Source organism: Roseomonas sp. SRI_022 (genome assembly GCF_057586215.1).
In genome coordinates, this window is sequence record NZ_JBYCZL010000038.1 from 1 (window position 1) to 14993 (window position 14993).

Sequence of the window (14993 nt, forward strand, 5' to 3'; positions counted from 1 at the left end):
GACGGCGGCGGCTGGCGTGGCAGTTGCGGGCTGCGCAGCGGTCCGGGCTGGTTCGGGTGCTGCGGCGGGCGCAACGGCGGGCGTGGAGGACGGCGCAGGCGCCAGCCGCGCCTGCTGCGGCGCCTCCTCCGAGGGCCACAGGGCATAGGCAAGGGCCAGAAGCAGGGCGAGCCCGCCAAGGCCAAGGAACGCAGTAGGCCGCATCGCGGATTCCGCCAGTGTGCCCTGATACTTACAGCCGAACGGCACCCGCTGTGCAGACGGAAAACAAGGCGGGCTGCGTCGTGGCGGCGGTCGCCGTCGTCAGCGGCGCAGCAACAGCGCCGCCCCGATGGCGGGCGCGGCGGCGATGGCCGGGGCGATCCAGGCCGCGACACGCGGCCCGGTCCAGCGGGCGATCCGTGCCGCCAGCGGCGGCCCCGCCAACAGCGCCAGCACCGGTGCGGCCGCCGCCGCGCCATCCGCCGCCGAGGCGCGCGCCATCACGGGCGCCGCCGCGACGCCGACCAGCCCCAGCGCGAGCGGCAGCCGGGAGGCCGGCCCGGGCGCCGCCAGTAGCCCCGCACCGGCGACCGCGCCGAGTCCCGCCAGTGCGAAGGCGACATACGGCCCGGATGCCGCCGCGCCTGCCAGCCCGGCGACAAGTACGGCCCAGCCCATCACCTGCGCCGGCAGCACCGCGTCGCGGCGCAGCACCAGCGCCATGGCCGCGGCGAGGGCCAGTCCCTGCGGCGCCGCGCGCAGCATGTCGGGCGGGTGCAGCGGCGTCCCGGCCATCCACCACGCGCCAAGCACCACCCCTGCCCCGTACCCTGCGATGCGCAGGGCCGGCCGCGGCAATCCCGCGAGAAGTCCAGCCAGCAGGCCGAGGATCACCAGGGCCGGCAGGCGCTCGGCCAGATGCCGGGGGGACCCGCTGATCACGCCCAGCACCGCGACGAAGCCCGCCACCAGGCCGAGCCCCGCCGCAGCGCCGCCCCATGGCGCGCGGCGCAGCAGCCGCGCCGCGCCCGCCGTCAGCACAGCTACGAGCAGCGCCGCGGCGAAGCCTCGCCACGCATCGGGCAGGTCGATCGTCATCGCGCCATGGTGCCACGGGGATGGCAGGGCGTCGCGCGCGGCCGGCACCCATGGCACGCTGCGCCAGCGCAAGGAGATTTCCCGGATGACGGAACGGATGGTGCCGGTGAAGGTGTGGGACGGCTGGGTGCGGCTGTTCCATTGGGGCGTCGTGGCCGGCGTCGTGGTGTCCTACGCCAGCGCGAAAGCCGATGTCTGGAGCGTGCATTACGCTTCCGGCTACACGGTCCTGACACTGGTGCTGTTCCGTATCGCCTGGGGGCTGGTGGGCTCGGAGAATGCGCGCTTTGCTGCCTTCATCCGTTCACCCATCGCGGCGCTGTGCGAACTCGCGAAGTTCCGCCGACCGGGGCCGGACCTGGCGACGACGCACAACCCGGCCGGCGCCTGGATGATCGTGCTGATGCTCGCGCTGCTGCTGACGCAGGCGGTCAGCGGGCTGTTCGCCAACCACGATGTCGGGTTCACCTATTCGCAGCATGGTCCGCTGGCGAACTGGGTCAGCGAGGCGACGTCGGAGCGGATGTCCAGCCTGCATGTGCAGGTCATCAATCTGCTGCTGGTCGCGGTGCTGGTGCATGTGCTGGCCGCGCTGGCCTATCGGCTGCTGAAGGGACACGACCTGGTGGGGCCGATGGTGACAGGGGTAAAGCGGCTGCCCGAATCGATGGCGCGCACGCCACGCCACGGGTCGGCGTTGCTGGCGGTGGCGCTGCTCGCCGCCGCCGCCGGGGCCGTATGGTACGTCACACGGCTGGGCGGCGGGGCCTGACGCCGCCCGTCCGCTTCGAAGGCGCGGCGCCGGGGCAGCGCGCGCGGCGCTGCCCGGGCCATCCTTCAGCGCGCCGGGCCGCGATAGGTGCGATGGCAGGCGCCGCAGGTCGCACCCGCCTGGCCAAACGCCGCGGTGGTCGCCGCCACGTCGCCCGAAGCCGCCGCCGTCCGCAGCACGCCGAGCGCGGTGACCATGTTCGCGGCGGCCTGCTCGAAGCCGGCACGGTCCGACCAGATGGCCGGCAGGGCGCGCGTCTCCCCGGTGCCGCTACCGGCCGGGAACAGGGCGGGCAGACCGCGATAGAACACCACCATCGTGTCGATGCGTTCGGCCAGCGGACGGGTGTCGCCACGCGCGTCCGTCACCGCCTTGATCGCTTCCATCTGGCGACCCATGCCGCGCAGTCCCTCGCGGCGCTGCGCGATCACGTCCTGCGCGAGCGCGGCCCCGGTCATTCCCAGCAAGGCAACGGCAATCCCGGCAATCATCCCAGACTTCATGAGGGTCCCCTTCGTTTGGCTTCGCCCTCCGCGAAACGGCGGCGTGGCTGACGGTACGGTGATGTCACCTGTCCATCCGCGCAATGGCCCGTGACAAAGTGTCACGCCGACCCCGTCTTGCGGGACCGAAGTCGGGCCGCTATACCGCCGCCTCCGCAGCAGACCCGGCACCGGAGTGTAGCTCAGCCTGGTAGAGCACTGTGTTCGGGACGCAGGGGCCGGAGGTTCGAATCCTCTCACTCCGACCATTCCCGGGTCTGCTGAGAAGCCCCGCAAACCAACGGTTTGCGGGGCTTTTTCGTTCTTCCGGACTGATCCGGCTCTTGTCGAATGGAGCCAGAACTGCATGTTAGGGTACGCGCTACCCCGTCATGGCTGGCGATGTCAGGCCGCCGAGGATCATCTCCATGGCGACAGCCTTGTTGCGGGTTGCGATCGCAGGGCGTCTCAAATCGCAACAAGGCCGTCGGAAGATGCGTCGTCTTCGCATGCCTCTCCCGGCTCATTCGAGTGATGAACGTTACGGTGCGCCATAACTTGAGATCGACGGTATGATTTCTGGTTCGGCAGGAGACCATGCGTGGCGGACAGTGATTGCTTCGGACTGGAAAGGGTGTTGATCAACGCCCCCGCCGTTCCTTACCGACGGGCGACGTTTCTCCCGATAGTGCAAGGTGGCGGCCTCGTTGCGGTCGGCGCATACAATCGCGATAAAGACCCCATCCCCAATTCTCTGCTCGCCCGCAAGTTCGTGCCTTATTCACCCCCCGACTATGAAGCGCCCTGCGATCATCTTTCGGGCAGCTGGATATATGGCGGCCCCCTCTTCAATCAGTTTGGACACTTCTTACTTGAGACTTTGGCTCGCCTCCCGGCGGTTAAGTCATCCAGCCTGCCAATCATCTGGATCCAGCGAAGGGACCATCCACCCCACGCTTGGACACCCTGGCAGTCGTATGTGCTGGATCGCCTCGGGCTGTCGGAGCGTCGGCATGCCATCGTGCATGTCCCGACTGAGGTCGAGCGGGTGATTGTCCCGCATCCCCGGTTCATCGCTCAACGCATGGCGTCACCAGCTCTGTTTGAGCTCCTGGGGATTCACGAATGCTCCGCGCCGATCGCAGGGCGCCGGGTGTGGCTTTCTCGCGCGGGAATCAATCCGGCATCGCCGGCTCGCATTGTGCGGGTCGAAAATGAGAGCGAAGTAGAGGTGGTCCTCCGGCAGCGCGGATGGGAGATCCTCCGGCCTGAAAATCACACAGTCGAGGAGCAATTGGCCGCCGTGTCAGAAGCGGAGGTGATCAGCGGCTTCGCCGGCTCGGCATTTCACCTCCTGGCGCTAACGCGCGGGCTACGGGCGAAGGTGAGGATCGTTTGGCGAGAAGGCGGCCTGAACGCGAACTTTCGCTTGGTCGCCAGCGCAAAAGCCCTGAATCAGAGCGATTTCGGCCCCAGGATCGAGCAGGCCGCGCGCGGCGTGGTCCGGCTTCTGAAGCCTTCCGAAGTGGTAGACTACGCCGATGCGTGAGGGTTGTTCAGTACGCCGCCCACAGCAGCGCCTCCACCTCCGCGACGAGAACCAAACCGGCGCGCAGGAGCCCCACGAGCGACCAGGAGGGCTCTTCGCTTCCGGGCCGGATCAAGCCCCGCGCCCACCCCGGACCGCCCAGGCGATGAGCCATTTGGCTGGCCACACCCAGAGGATGCCGGCAGCGGCGAAGAACAGGAATTCAATGGCCCAGTGCAGGCTGCGGACATGGTCCGCGACCAGCAACACGACCACGACATAGGCGATGAAGCCGCCAATGCCGGCGAGCGTGGCGATCAGGTTGCGCGACATGGCCTGCACTTGCCGCCTTCCGGCCGCGCCGCCAAGCCCCGGCACCGTCGATGGACAGCGCCAAGGCCCATCCGCCAATCTCCGCCCCAGAATCTCCCCCAAGCAGAATCGGCGACCACGACGTGACGAGCGAAACCCTCGACCTGAAATCCCATATCCGCGGCATCCCGGATTTCCCGAAGCCCGGCATCCTGTTCTACGACATCTCGACGCTGCTGCGGCACGGCCCGGCCTGGAAGGCGGCCATGGCGCGGCTCGCTGCGATGATCCGTCCGCACAAGCCGGACCTTCTCGCCGGGATCGAAAGCCGCGGCTTCCTGGTCGCCGCACCGCTCGCGCTTGAGCTCGGGCTCGGCTTCATCATGCTGCGCAAGCCGCGCAAGCTTCCCGGGCTGACCATCGGGCTGAATTATGCGCTGGAATACGGCACCGACCGGATCGAGATGCAGGCCGATGCGGTGCAGAAGGGGCAGCGGGTCGTGCTGCTCGACGACCTGCTGGCGACGGGCGGCACCATGGCGGCGGGCATCAACCTGCTGCGCCAGGCCGGCGCCGAGGTGCCCTGCGCCGCCGCGCTGATCGAGCTGACCTTCCTGCAGGGCCGCAAGCGGATCGACACGGCGTTCGAGGCGCTGGTCTCCTACGATTCGTAGATCTGGCGGGTCAGCGCAGCATCCCGGTTGCGGCCGCCGCCCGCCACAGCGGCCCGACCAGCAGGTTGCACAGCACCATCCGCACCAGGTGGAAGCCGAGCACCAGCGGCACCGCGAGATGGAGCGCCTGCGCCGTCACCACCATCTCCGGCATGCCGCCCGGCGCCATGCCCAGCACCACCGCCGCGACAGGCAGCCCGGCCAGCCAGCCAAGGCCAAGCCCGGCGGCAACCAGAAGCAGCGAGACCAGGGCGGCGACCGCGAGCGCGGCCAGCACCAGGCGCCGTGGTGCGCCGCCAAGCCGCTCCTGCCCCAGATGCATGCCGATGCTCGCCCCCATGGCGAGCTGTGCCGCGTCCACCAGCCAGCGCGGCACGGAGGATGGCAGCACGCCACCGGCCGATAGCCCCATGGCCAGCAGGCAGGGCGCGAACATCGCCCCATTGGGCAGGCCGATCCGCTCGCCCAGCCAGGCCACCACCGCCGCGGCGGCGAGCAGCAGCGCGAGCCCGCCCCAATGGGCCGGCGGCACCGCTGCATCGAAGGCCGAGGCCCCGCCCGGCGCCGCGAGCAGCGCCGTCAGCGCCGGATAGGCAACCACCACCACCGCCATGCGCAGCGACTGCGCCAGCGTCACCGCCGGCACCGCCGCACCGGCCCGCGCCGCGAGCATCGCCATCGCCACCACTCCGCCCGGGATGGAAGCGAAGTAGGCCGTACGCCCGTCGCACCGGGCGAGGCGGCGGTAGAGCGGCGCGACCGCAAGCCCGGCCAGCAGCGTGACCAGCGCGCCCGCCAGCATCGCCGGCATCGCGCCCAGCACCGCGTCCAGCACCGGGGTGGTGAAGCCCTGCCCCAGGGCGAGGCCAAGCACCGCCAGCCCGCCCGGGCGCAGCAGCACCGGAACCGCCGCCGCGCGGCGCACGGCAAGATAGGCGGTCGCGGCCAGGGCACCCACCATCCAACCGAGCGGCAGGCCGAGGGCGGTCAGCGACCCACCGGCCAGCAGGCACAGCAGCAGCGTGCGGAGATGGGCTTTGGTCAGCGGGAAGGATGCGGTCACGGTCGGTGGCAGGTTCGCCGCCACGCCGCCGCGCGTCAAAGCCGCCGGGCCGCGTTTACCAAGCTTTCAGGATAGATCTCGCAATATGGACGCGGAGCAAGGTGCCATGCCGACCGATCTCGTCCTGCGTGCCGTATCGACCGCCGAATCCAGCCGCGCCATGCCGCGCGGCGTGGCGCAGGACATGCCGGCGCCGGGGCTGCCCGCGGTCGCGGCGCCGGCCACGCCCAATCCGCGGCTGCGCCTGGATGGCAGCCTGGGGATGGTGGTGCTGGAATTCCGCGATACGGGCGGGGAGGTCGCGAACACAATCCCCTCCCCGCGCGCCATTGCGGCCTATCGCGCGGCGGCGATCTCGGACGCGCCCGTGCCGGTTGGCGTGCGGCCGATGACCGCGACCGCACCGGAACCGGAGAGCACGCCGGGCTGATGCGGACGGTTCAGCCGCCGCCGACCAGACCGCTGGCGACCTGCTCATTCACCTCGATCAGGAAGGCGATGTCGGGTTCGGTCCCGTCCATCTCCCGCTGCACGGCGCGGCCCAGCGAGACGAGGCCGGCGCGCATCGGCGGCGGCAGCTGATTGGACGGGTCCAGCAGCGCCGTCTCCATGGCCAGCCACAGGCGGCGGTTATCGGCCACCGCGCGCATCCGCGCCGGCCCGTCATCCTCCAGCGCGGCGCGCAGGCCGAAGATGACGCGGCGGATCACATCCGCCTCCTGCTCGCGCGGGTCGCGTGCGGCGCGCGCGGCGCCATAGGCGCGGACGATGTCGGCAAGCGTCATCTTGGCTCAGTCCTCCGTCACGCCGCCGGTGGCGGGGGCGATGCCGAGCACGACCTCCTCATGCCGCATCACCCGCCGCACCAGCTTCAGCGCCTGGTAGCATTCATCCGCCTCGGCCGCGGCCAAGGCGCGGTCAAGCAGGTCGCGCGCCAGCGTCGAGGTGGTCGCGGCCTGGAAATCGCCGATCAGCCGCCGCGCGATGGACAGCCCCGCCTCGCGTTCATCGTCGTCGCCGATATAGGCGGTCTGCAGGGCGAAATAGATGCGGCGCGCGGGGCTGGACGCCGTCTCGGGCGTCATCAACTGCTTGCCGAAGAGAAACCGCGCCTTGGCGGTGAGTTCGATGCGCGCGCGATTGCGGAAGCGGATCGGCGCGCCGTTGACGACCATCAGGTCGCCTTGCCGCAGTTCAAGCACAAGCGTGGACATCCTGTCCTCCCGGCCGGAATGGAAAGGGCGCGGCCCCCGTCGAAACAGGGGCCGCCGCCGGGGTCAGCGGAACAGGCTCAGCAGGGTCTGCGGTGCCTGGTTCGCGATGGACAACGCCTGGGTGCCCAGTTGCTGGCGGATCTGCAGCGACTGCAGCCGCGCGGACTCCTTCGCGAGATCGGCATCGATCAGCGCGCCGAGGCCGGATTCCAGCGCATCGGCCTTGTCCTTGTTGTAGGCCATCTGATTGTCGATGTAGCGCGCATCGGACCCGAAGGTGTTCAGCGCATCGCTAATCGCGGTTTGCACCGTCTCGAAATCGCCGCCCGAGGCGAGTGCCGCCTGCGCCGCCGCCGCATCGGCCGGCGCGGCTGCGACGATCAGCGTGCCGGCGCCATCCACCGCCGTCAGCGTGTAGGTGGTGCCGGATTCATTGCGCGTCGTCGCGATGTCGCCACCCGCCGGCGCCGTGGTCGAAAGCAGCGTGCGGCCATTATAGGTGGCGTCGTCGATGAAGTTGGTGATCTGCGTCTGCAGCGCGGTGTACTGCGCCTCATACTGCGCGCGCTGGTTGGTGTTCAGTGTGTCGTCGGCCAGGCGCACCAGCGTCTCGCGCACCTTCACCATGGTCTCGGAGACCTTGTTGAGGCCCGACAGCGCGGTGTCGAGAATGCCCTTCACGCCGCCGAGCTGTTCATTCGCCGCGGACAGGCCAGCGACGTCGGCACGCACGGACTGCGCCACCGCGAAGGCCGCACCATCATCCTTCGCGTCGTTGACGCGATAGCCGGTGGAGATGCGCTTCTGCGTGACGTTCAGAGCCTCATTCGTGCGGTTGAGTGATTGCAGCGCGACCATCGCGCCGGCATTGGTGTTGACGGAATTGAGCGACATCGGGGTCTTCCCCTGGATCCGGTGGCCCCCGCATGTCCGACGGGTCGGGGGCCGGGTTGCGCGCCGCGTCTTGCGGTGTCGAAGACAGACTACGCCGCGAGGCGTTAACCCCGACTGAATCCCGCCGCGATGGCTGACACCGGCGCCCCGAAACACACGAAACATGGATGTCGCCCACGAAACCCGATTCCGGACCGCGCGACACCGGCGTGAGACGGCACGAGGCCATGCTCCGTCCCGACGTTCGGACATGCATCCATCGCGGTGCCCGGCGCCACCGTCTCCACCCCATGCTTCGCGGAGGTCACACCATGTTCGCAAGAGCCGTCCCCGCATCCGGCAGCGCCATGCACGCGCGACGCCGCCACCACGCTGTCGGCCTGGGCCTCGCCGTCCTCCTCGCCCAGGTCCAGTTCGGCATCGCGGTCGCCAGCCCGAGCCTGGAATACGGGCCGGAGGCGGAAGCACGTTTCGTGGAGCGCTGCATGTCCACGCTGTCGGCCAAGCCGGGCCGGGCCGACTGCCAGCGCCTGATGGAGCGGATCCAGGGCGAGCACGGGTACGCCGCCTTTATGGAAGCCGCCGCCGGCAGCCCTGCGGCATTCGGGGTGCAGTCCGTCGATTTCAGCGCCCAGACGCGCACCGCGGGAGTGCAACTTGCGGATGAAGTCTCGCGATAAGGCGTCTGGCCATGCGCCGGCACTGTCGGACCAGGATCGCTCGGTCGCCGTCCTCCGGCGCTCCCGTTGGCCGATCCTCGGCGTTGCAGGGACGCGCTGCCGCCCTTTCGGACAGGTCGCTACGCGAGGAACCGCGTCAGTGACAGGCCGGAGACCATCGCGATCGCCCGATAAGAGGCCTCCAGCTGCGTCCTGGTGGCGTCGAGCCGGCTGATCGTCTCGGCCATGTCCACCTCCTCGATCGACGCGAGCTGCGCGGTCAGCGTCACCGTGATGTCGCCATGCCGGCGGGAGATCGCTTCCAGCCTCTCCTCCGTCGCGCCGAGCGCCCCGCGTTCCTCCCCCAGCGCATCGACTGCGCTGCGGAGCCCGTCGCGCACCGTCGCGACCAGGCCGGTGAAATCGGTGCCGAGCGGCACCTGCGCCGGGTCCAGCGCCGCGAGCGTCGCAAGGCCCCGCAGCAGGTCGCGCGCCCAGGAGCCGGTCGTCTCGCCCTCACTGGTCGCCGCGGCGTTGCGGTTGGCAAGGATGCCGCAATCCACCCGCTCACCCTCTGCCGCCGGCACGGATCGCCGCGGTTCCACCAACCCCGCGGCGGGATCCGACAGGAAGGCGGAGAACGGCGTCGTGCCCGCCGCATCGGAGGATGCCGCGGCCAGCGTCGCCGCCGCGACCGTCGCGACATTGCCGGACGCGAGCGATGCCACCGCCGCCGCGATGTCGGTCGCCATGCCGGAATTCGCCAGGCCTTGCGCATCGGGGATCGGCGGGTTCTCGCTGTCGGTGCCGCCGAAGACGTATTCGCCGGCATAGCGCTCGTTCAGCAGCGCCCCGACTTCGGCCAGCGCGGCGCGGGCCTGCGCGGCGACAGCGGAAATCATCTCCCCACTGGTGCCGTCTATCTTGATGGATTGTTGGTAGAACTTCGTCGCGATGTCCGTCAGGCGGCCGAGTGCGCCCTGCACGACCGAGGTCCGCGCCAGCGTTCGGTCGATCGTGCCCTGCCAGGTCTCCCGCCGCGCCATGTCGGCGCGCAGGTCGATGGCGCGGCGCGCATCCGGCGCGATGTCGCCATAACCCGGCCCCTTGCGCCCGTCCGAGACCTGGCGCGTCAGCGTGTCGAGCCTGAGGCGCAGCGCCTGCGCGCCAGCATCGAGGCGGGAGACGGATGCGATCCCGGCCATGGCTCAGCGCACCGCGCCGAGCAGCGTGTCCCACATCGCCTGCACGGTCGAAAGCACGCGCGCATTGGCGGCATAGGCGTTCTGCAGCGTCACCATCCCGGCCATCTCCTGATCCACGTCCACGCCCGAGCGCCGCGCGAAGCGTGTCTCGAGCCCATCGACCATCGTTCTTGCACTGGCCATCGCCGCCTTGGCCGAGGCGCTGTCGGCGGTCTGGGTGGCAGTGACGAGGCTGGCATAGCCCTCGATCGTGCCGGGCGCGCCGAAGGGGCTCGACAGCGTCCCGTCGGGGCCGAGCCCGCCGGTCGCGATCGCGGCCCAGGCCACGCCCGATTGCGCCTGCGTCCCGAAGGTGAAATCGAGCACGCGATCGATCATGCCAACGAAGGCCGCCGGGCCGCCGGCCGGGTTCGGTGTGAAGGCCGACGCGCCGGTCGCACTCGCACTCACCGCATGGGTGCCGTCGCGCAGCAATGCCGGGTCCAGCGAGACGGCGGCGCTCACGCGGACGGTGCCGGCGAAGCCCAGCATGGTGCTGCCGGCATAGGGTTGGGCGGTGTCCGGCACCGCGCCCGCTGCATCGGTGAACAGCGTCAGCCCCTGGGCATCGAAGCGCGCGGCGAGGTTGGCGGCGGCGAGGTCCGCTTCGGCCTGATAGCGCGGCAGCGTCTGGTCGCGCAGCGCGATCGCCTCGGCGAGCCGGCCGCCGAGCAGGCTCGCCGTCACGTCCGTCCCGCCCAGCATCACGCCGGGGATGGTGCCGCCCGCGCCGTGATAGGTCGCGGCGCCGATCGACGCATCGGCGGTCGAGAAGGCATCCCGGTCCTCGTCGAGCGGCAGCACGATGCCGTTGCGGGCGACAAGGACAATGCCGCCATCCTCGCGCTTCAGCGCCCGCACCTCGATCGATTCCGACAGCACCGAAATCGCCGCGTCGCGCTGGTCCTCGAGGGCGGCGGCATCGCCGGTCAGGGCGATCTGCTCGCGGATCTGCAGTGTCAGGATGGCGATGTCGCGCAGGCCGGCGTTGATCGTCGCCACCTCCGACACCACCGTCTCGTGCGCCTGCTGGCGCGCCTGGCCGATGGCGCCGGAGATCTCGTTGAAGCGGCTGGCGAGTTCCCCGGCGGCGAGCACCAGCGCGGTCTGGCGGCCGGCTTCCGCGGGGTCGGCGCGCAGATCCTCGAAGCCGGTGCGCAGGGCGGCGACCAGGTCGCCAAGGCCGTCGCCGGCCTCGGGTCTGCCATGGACCGCCTCGATCCCCGCCAGCAGGTCGGCGCGCAGCCCAGCGGCAGCCGCGGCAGCACGACGGCTGTCGAGCTCGCTCAGCAGCGCCTCGTCGACATCGCGGCTGGGTGCGAGGGAACGCACGCCCGCGCCCTGCTCGGCGCGTCCGTCGACGGTCTTCCTCGTGTAGCCAACGGTATCCGCATTCGCGACGTTGTTGGCCGTGGACGCGAGCGCGCGCTGCGTGTGCAGCAGGCCCGATCGCGCGGTCAGCAGGGCGGTGTCGAGGCTCATGGCGGGCGTCCCCTAGGGGCACCTCAGCGACGCATGTTGATGGTGTCCTGCAGCATCTCGTCCGCGGCGGTGACGATCTTGGTGTTCGCGGTGTAGGCGCGCTGCGCGACGATCAGCTTCGAGAATTCCGAGGCGATATCGACGTTGGAACCTTCGATCGAACTGGTGGCGAGGCGGCCCGCACCGTTCGACCCCGCATCCGTGGTGCGCGCCTCACCGCTCTCCACGGTGCGCATGAAGGCCTGGCCGTCGAGGCGCTGGAGCCTGTCGGGCGCGTTGAAGGTGGTGATCGGCACGCGCGCGATCACGCGCGACTGGCCGTTGTCGTAGTTGATCGCGACGTCGCCATTCTCGCGGATCGCGACGGAGGAATAGGCGCCGAGCGGCACGCCGTTCTGGCTGAGGTTGCGCAGTTCGTATTCGTCCCCGGCATATTGCGTGACGCCGCGCGCCGCGCCGAAGGCGCCGAGGTTGAGCGAGACGATTTGCGGCCCCTGCCCGAAATCCGCGGTGAAGGACACCAGCGAGGGATCGCCCAGCACCGCCGCGGCCCCTGCCAGCGTGCCGGTCGCATTGGCGAAGCCGCCAATCGTGCCGTCCGCCACCGCCGGGGTCGCGGCCTGGCCGAATTGCACGTCGATGGTGCCGAGCGAACCGCCCGCCCCGGCGGCTGCGATGTCGAGCGTCCAGGTATTCGCCCCGTTCGGCGTCCAGGTCAGCGTCATCTCCTGCAGCGTGCCGAGCGAATCATAGACGTTGATCGGCGTGGTGACGGCGGTCGCACCCCCGGCGGGCAGGTTCGCCGACAACTCGATGCTGCTGGTCGCGATCGGGTTGAAGACCAGTTCGCTGATGCGGATCGGCTGGATCTGCGTGCGGTCGGGCTCGCCGGCGGCATTGGCGCTCCAACCCTGCAGCACATAGCCCGCGCCGTTCACCATGTAGCCGTCGCGATCGAGCTGGAAGTCACCCGCGCGCGTGTAGAACTGCCGTTCATCGAAGGTGACCTGGCCGTTGGTCGTCCCGGTCGGCAGCGACACCGAGAAGAAGCCCTGACCGGAGATGGCCATCGAGAGCGGGTTCTCTGACTGCGCGATGGGGCCAGCCACGGTGTTGGTGTAGTCCGGCCGCGCGACGACGGAGCCGGGCCGGTGCACCGATTGCGTGCTCTCGGTCAGGTAGGAGACGAAGTTGGTGTCGGTGCGCTTGAAGCCGGCGGTCTGGCTGTTGGCGACGTTGTCCGACACATGGCCGAGGGCGCGCGCCTGCGCGTTCAGCCCCGTGATGGCGGTGGTCATGGAACCGAACAGGGACATCGCATTCTCCGCAGCGGGCGAGTGTGGGCGGCACAGCGCAACCTTCGTGCCAGCGCAGCGGGCGGCGAGGCATGGCGCGGCCTGCCGCCCGGCGGCAGATCCTGCCGGTGCGCGGCAGCCCATGCCCGGCATTCCGGCGCTGCACCCTGGCGCGCGGCTTGCGATGCGGGTCGAGGGCGCACCGATGCGCCGGAAGGTCTCGCCGTCGATGGATTGCCCCGCCGTCCTCCCCCTTACCCTGACGCTGCTGCCGCCCGGCACGGACGCCATCACGGGTCCGCCGGGCGCCTTCGTTGCGCTGCTCGCACAGGCCGGGATGGCGGGGATCGAGACCGGCCCCGACCGGCCCACCTTGGCCGACGGCGCGGTGCGGGAGGCTGCCGTCGCGGGCCTCGATCCCGCGGTCTCGCCCGCGATCGCCACCACGATCGCGCCCGCGCTGCTGGTGCCGGCGCCGTTTCGCGCTGGTGATGTGCAGCCCGGCGTCGCGGAAGCGGACCGCCCCCCAGCCATGGATGCCACGATGCGGGCGGTCACCGGGGTCATCGGGGCTGGAACCAAAGCCGCCACATCCGCACCGGTGCCTGGCCCGCCTGCGGACCCCGCCGATCCCGCGATGGACACCAGGGCCGAGCCCGAGGCCGCCGTCGATGGGGACGCGGATCCCGCACTGAGCCCCAAGGTCGCGCCACCGTCCGAGGACCGCATTCCCAGCCTCGCGCTTTCGCCAGCGGAGACGGGATCGGCCCGCGGTATCCATCCTGCGCTGGCGACCAGGCCACAGGTTCCCGGTCCCGAGCAGCAACCGCAGGAAACACCGCGAAACCCGCCCACGGCGTCGGAGCCCGGGCCTGTCGCGTCGGCACCACGCCGTCCCGGTGCAAAGGCACCGCTGCCGCCCGGCATGGCCGCTGCCTCCACCGCCAAGGACGCCGCATCCGTGGCGACCATGCAGCCGGCGATGACCGCGCCGCCCCCACCACCCGATGCCATGGCCGCCGCGTCCATGCCGGAACTTCGCACGACGCGCGGCGCAACCCCTCCAACGAGCACGGAGCCTCCCGCTTCCGCGGAGCGGCCCTCCTTCGTCGTTCCCGTCACGCCCCCTGCCATGCGCGAGGCCCGGACGCCCGAGGCCGCGGCCCCCGCGGCAATCACGCCACCAGCAACGCCGGCACGCCAGATCGCACCCGTGCTGGTCTCCGTCGCGATCGCCGGTGGCACAGCGCGGCTGTCCGTCACGCTCGAGCCCGCCGAACTCGGCCGTGTTGAGATCAGCGTCGAGCGCCAGGGTGACACCGCCGAGGTCCGCGTCCTCGCCGAACGGCCGGAAACGCTCGCATTGCTTCAGCGCGACCAGCGCGAACTCGACCGCACGCTGACCCAGGCCGGCATCGGCGCCGATGGGCGCAGCCTATCCTTCTCGCTGGCGGAGGGCGGCGCCGGGGGCCGCGATCCCGACGGGCGCTCGCGGATGGCACGCGGCGTACCTGAAGCCGACGTGGGGAACGCAGCCGACGGACCTTCCCTTGCCGGGCCGCCGCCACGCCGACCGCTCTCGCTGCTCGATCTCGCCGTCTGAAAAGGACCACGCCGATGTCCGGTTCCATCGCCTCCGCCACCGCCACCAGCGCATCGGGCGCGACCGCCGCCGGCACGCGGCTCGGCGGCGATCTCAACACCTTCCTCACGCTGCTGACGACGCAGTTGCAGAACCAGGACCCGACCAATCCACTCGACACCAACCAGATGACGAACCAACTGGTGCAGTTCGCCTCGGTCGAGCAGCAGATCGCGATGAACCAGAACCTGGCCTCGATGATCTCGCTGCAGCAATCGGCGCAGCTGACCGCCGCCGCGCCGCTGATCGGGCGGCGCATCGAGGTGACCTCGGACCGGGTCGCGCTGCAGAATGGCAGCGCGGAGATCCGCCTGCCCGCCGCCGGCACCGCCCGCACCGCCGACATCGCCGTACTGGATGCGAGCGGACGCGCGCTGCGCACCCAGACCGTGACCCTCGGCAGCGACGCGACGGGCTGGACCTGGGATGGCCGGAACAGCGCCGGTGCGACGCAGGCCGACGGTGCCTATCGTGTGCGGGTCGCCGGCCGCGACGTGAACGGCGCGGCGGTCGCGCTGTCCCACACGGTGCGCGGCACGCTGACCGGGGCGCAACGCAGCGATGGTGGGCTGAACCTGTCCATGGGCACGCTCTCGCTCGGCTTCGACAGCCTGCGCAGCATCCTGCCAGCCAGTTGAGCCGACCACCGCGT

Annotated in this window: 17 protein-coding genes, 1 tRNA gene and 1 pseudogene; 8 read left to right on the forward strand and 11 right to left on the reverse strand. The window is 70.5% G+C overall.

The window, feature by feature from the left end; translation table 11 throughout:
- Both AC2YHJ_RS25260 and AC2YHJ_RS25265 read right to left on the reverse strand, forming a co-directional pair.
- Nucleotides 1–204 (reverse strand): annotated as a pseudogene (locus AC2YHJ_RS25260) (MotA/TolQ/ExbB proton channel family protein); the annotation flags it as partial.
- 99 nt (nucleotides 205–303) lie between these two features.
- Nucleotides 304–1152: a hypothetical protein gene (locus AC2YHJ_RS25265; protein ID WP_487398953.1), complete on the reverse strand. Its 849-nt coding sequence runs from the start codon at nucleotides 1150–1152 to the stop codon at nucleotides 304–306.
- Between the two features lie 13 nt (nucleotides 1153–1165).
- Between AC2YHJ_RS25265 and AC2YHJ_RS25270 the strand changes: the two genes are divergently transcribed.
- Nucleotides 1166–1852 carry a cytochrome b/b6 domain-containing protein gene (locus AC2YHJ_RS25270; protein ID WP_487398954.1) on the forward strand — a complete coding sequence of 229 codons (687 nt, stop codon included), beginning with the start codon at nucleotides 1166–1168 and terminating at the stop codon, nucleotides 1850–1852.
- A gap of 65 nt (nucleotides 1853–1917) precedes the next feature.
- Here AC2YHJ_RS25270 and AC2YHJ_RS25275 read toward each other — a convergent pair whose 3' ends face one another.
- Entirely contained in the window at nucleotides 1918–2355 is a 438-nt protein-coding gene (locus AC2YHJ_RS25275) for a c-type cytochrome (RefSeq protein ID WP_487398955.1), read from the reverse strand.
- A gap of 171 nt (nucleotides 2356–2526) precedes the next feature.
- On the opposite strand from AC2YHJ_RS25275, the gene AC2YHJ_RS25280 reads away from it, so the two are divergent.
- Nucleotides 2527–2603: transfer RNA gene (locus AC2YHJ_RS25280), tRNA-Pro, on the forward strand.
- Nucleotides 2604–2935: 332 nt separating this feature from the next.
- The gene (locus tag AC2YHJ_RS25285; RefSeq protein ID WP_487398956.1) at nucleotides 2936–3883 is read left to right on the forward strand and encodes a glycosyltransferase 61 family protein; all 948 of its coding nucleotides are present in this window, start codon (nucleotides 2936–2938) and stop codon (nucleotides 3881–3883) included.
- Nucleotides 3884–3994: 111 nt separating this feature from the next.
- On the opposite strand, the gene AC2YHJ_RS25290 is transcribed toward AC2YHJ_RS25285, so the two are convergent.
- A complete protein-coding gene (locus AC2YHJ_RS25290; RefSeq protein WP_487398957.1) occupies nucleotides 3995–4195 on the reverse strand; it encodes a DUF2842 domain-containing protein in 201 nt (66 codons plus the stop codon).
- Nucleotides 4196–4317: 122 nt separating this feature from the next.
- Here AC2YHJ_RS25290 and AC2YHJ_RS25295 point away from each other — a divergent pair, with 122 nt between their 5' ends.
- The gene (locus AC2YHJ_RS25295) at nucleotides 4318–4848 is read left to right on the forward strand and encodes an adenine phosphoribosyltransferase (RefSeq protein ID WP_487398958.1); all 531 of its coding nucleotides are present in this window, start codon (nucleotides 4318–4320) and stop codon (nucleotides 4846–4848) included.
- A 10-nt stretch (nucleotides 4849–4858) separates the two neighbouring features.
- Here AC2YHJ_RS25295 and AC2YHJ_RS25300 read toward each other — a convergent pair whose 3' ends face one another.
- The gene (locus tag AC2YHJ_RS25300; protein WP_487398959.1) at nucleotides 4859–5935 is read right to left on the reverse strand and encodes an AbrB family transcriptional regulator; all 1077 of its coding nucleotides are present in this window, start codon (nucleotides 5933–5935) and stop codon (nucleotides 4859–4861) included.
- An 82-nt stretch (nucleotides 5936–6017) separates the two neighbouring features.
- On the opposite strand from AC2YHJ_RS25300, the gene AC2YHJ_RS25305 reads away from it, so the two are divergent.
- Entirely contained in the window at nucleotides 6018–6341 is a 324-nt protein-coding gene (locus AC2YHJ_RS25305) for a hypothetical protein (RefSeq protein ID WP_487398960.1), read from the forward strand.
- Nucleotides 6342–6351: 10 nt separating this feature from the next.
- Here AC2YHJ_RS25305 and AC2YHJ_RS25310 read toward each other — a convergent pair whose 3' ends face one another.
- The 3 genes from AC2YHJ_RS25310 to AC2YHJ_RS25320 form a co-directional block, all read right to left on the reverse strand.
- Nucleotides 6352–6696, reverse strand: a complete 345-nt coding sequence (locus tag AC2YHJ_RS25310; RefSeq protein WP_487398961.1) for a flagellar biosynthesis regulator FlaF — start codon at nucleotides 6694–6696, stop codon at nucleotides 6352–6354.
- 6 nt (nucleotides 6697–6702) lie between these two features.
- The gene (locus AC2YHJ_RS25315; protein WP_487398962.1) at nucleotides 6703–7125 is read right to left on the reverse strand and encodes a flagellar biosynthesis repressor FlbT; all 423 of its coding nucleotides are present in this window, start codon (nucleotides 7123–7125) and stop codon (nucleotides 6703–6705) included.
- A gap of 63 nt (nucleotides 7126–7188) precedes the next feature.
- Complete coding sequence (locus AC2YHJ_RS25320; RefSeq protein ID WP_487398963.1) at nucleotides 7189–8019, reverse strand: flagellin; 831 nt, start codon at nucleotides 8017–8019, stop codon at nucleotides 7189–7191.
- Between the two features lie 311 nt (nucleotides 8020–8330).
- Here AC2YHJ_RS25320 and AC2YHJ_RS25325 point away from each other — a divergent pair, with 311 nt between their 5' ends.
- Nucleotides 8331–8699, forward strand: coding sequence for a hypothetical protein (locus AC2YHJ_RS25325; protein WP_487398964.1), 369 nt, complete (start codon nucleotides 8331–8333; stop codon nucleotides 8697–8699).
- Nucleotides 8700–8818: 119 nt separating this feature from the next.
- Here the strand turns inward: AC2YHJ_RS25325 and AC2YHJ_RS25330 are convergent, their stop codons facing one another.
- From AC2YHJ_RS25330 to flgE, 3 genes are read right to left on the reverse strand one after another with little or no spacing between them, the layout of a single operon-like run.
- The gene (locus AC2YHJ_RS25330; protein ID WP_487398965.1) at nucleotides 8819–9883 is read right to left on the reverse strand and encodes a flagellin; all 1065 of its coding nucleotides are present in this window, start codon (nucleotides 9881–9883) and stop codon (nucleotides 8819–8821) included.
- 3 nt (nucleotides 9884–9886) lie between these two features.
- Nucleotides 9887–11404, reverse strand: coding sequence for a flagellar hook-associated protein FlgK (locus AC2YHJ_RS25335; RefSeq protein WP_487398966.1), 1518 nt, complete (start codon nucleotides 11402–11404; stop codon nucleotides 9887–9889).
- Between the two features lie 23 nt (nucleotides 11405–11427).
- Nucleotides 11428–12720 (reverse strand): flagellar hook protein FlgE, encoded by a 1293-nt coding sequence (gene flgE, locus AC2YHJ_RS25340; protein ID WP_487398967.1) that lies wholly within the window; start codon nucleotides 12718–12720, stop codon nucleotides 11428–11430.
- 121 nt (nucleotides 12721–12841) lie between these two features.
- Between flgE and AC2YHJ_RS25345 the strand changes: the two genes are divergently transcribed.
- Together AC2YHJ_RS25345 and AC2YHJ_RS25350 are read left to right on the forward strand one after the other, a co-directional pair.
- Nucleotides 12842–14302, forward strand: a complete 1461-nt coding sequence (locus AC2YHJ_RS25345; RefSeq protein ID WP_487398968.1) for a flagellar hook-length control protein FliK — start codon at nucleotides 12842–12844, stop codon at nucleotides 14300–14302.
- Nucleotides 14303–14316: 14 nt separating this feature from the next.
- Nucleotides 14317–14979 carry a flagellar hook assembly protein FlgD gene (locus tag AC2YHJ_RS25350; protein WP_487398969.1) on the forward strand — a complete coding sequence of 221 codons (663 nt, stop codon included), beginning with the start codon at nucleotides 14317–14319 and terminating at the stop codon, nucleotides 14977–14979.
- The last annotated feature ends 14 nt before the right edge of the window (nucleotides 14980–14993 follow it).

Bases quoted from the DNA above. Each gene is read 5' to 3' on its own strand.
- flgE (WP_487398967.1), bottom strand. From the start codon at position 12,720: ATGTCCCTGTTCGGTTCCATGACCACCGCCATCACGGGGCTGAACGCG.
- AC2YHJ_RS25310 (WP_487398961.1), bottom strand. From the start codon at position 6,696: ATGACGCTTGCCGACATCGTCCGCGCCTATGGCGCCGCGCGCGCCGCA.
- AC2YHJ_RS25275 (WP_487398955.1), bottom strand. From the start codon at position 2,355: ATGAAGTCTGGGATGATTGCCGGGATTGCCGTTGCCTTGCTGGGAATG.
- AC2YHJ_RS25290 (WP_487398957.1), bottom strand. From the start codon at position 4,195: ATGTCGCGCAACCTGATCGCCACGCTCGCCGGCATTGGCGGCTTCATC.
- AC2YHJ_RS25270 (WP_487398954.1), top strand. From the start codon at position 1,166: ATGACGGAACGGATGGTGCCGGTGAAGGTGTGGGACGGCTGGGTGCGG.
- AC2YHJ_RS25350 (WP_487398969.1), top strand. From the start codon at position 14,317: ATGTCCGGTTCCATCGCCTCCGCCACCGCCACCAGCGCATCGGGCGCG.
- AC2YHJ_RS25320 (WP_487398963.1), bottom strand. From the start codon at position 8,019: ATGTCGCTCAATTCCGTCAACACCAATGCCGGCGCGATGGTCGCGCTG.
- AC2YHJ_RS25330 (WP_487398965.1), bottom strand. From the start codon at position 9,883: ATGGCCGGGATCGCATCCGTCTCCCGCCTCGATGCTGGCGCGCAGGCG.
- AC2YHJ_RS25305 (WP_487398960.1), top strand. From the start codon at position 6,018: ATGCCGACCGATCTCGTCCTGCGTGCCGTATCGACCGCCGAATCCAGC.
- AC2YHJ_RS25335 (WP_487398966.1), bottom strand. From the start codon at position 11,404: ATGAGCCTCGACACCGCCCTGCTGACCGCGCGATCGGGCCTGCTGCAC.
- AC2YHJ_RS25325 (WP_487398964.1), top strand. From the start codon at position 8,331: ATGTTCGCAAGAGCCGTCCCCGCATCCGGCAGCGCCATGCACGCGCGA.
- AC2YHJ_RS25315 (WP_487398962.1), bottom strand. From the start codon at position 7,125: ATGTCCACGCTTGTGCTTGAACTGCGGCAAGGCGACCTGATGGTCGTC.
- AC2YHJ_RS25345 (WP_487398968.1), top strand. From the start codon at position 12,842: ATGCCCGGCATTCCGGCGCTGCACCCTGGCGCGCGGCTTGCGATGCGG.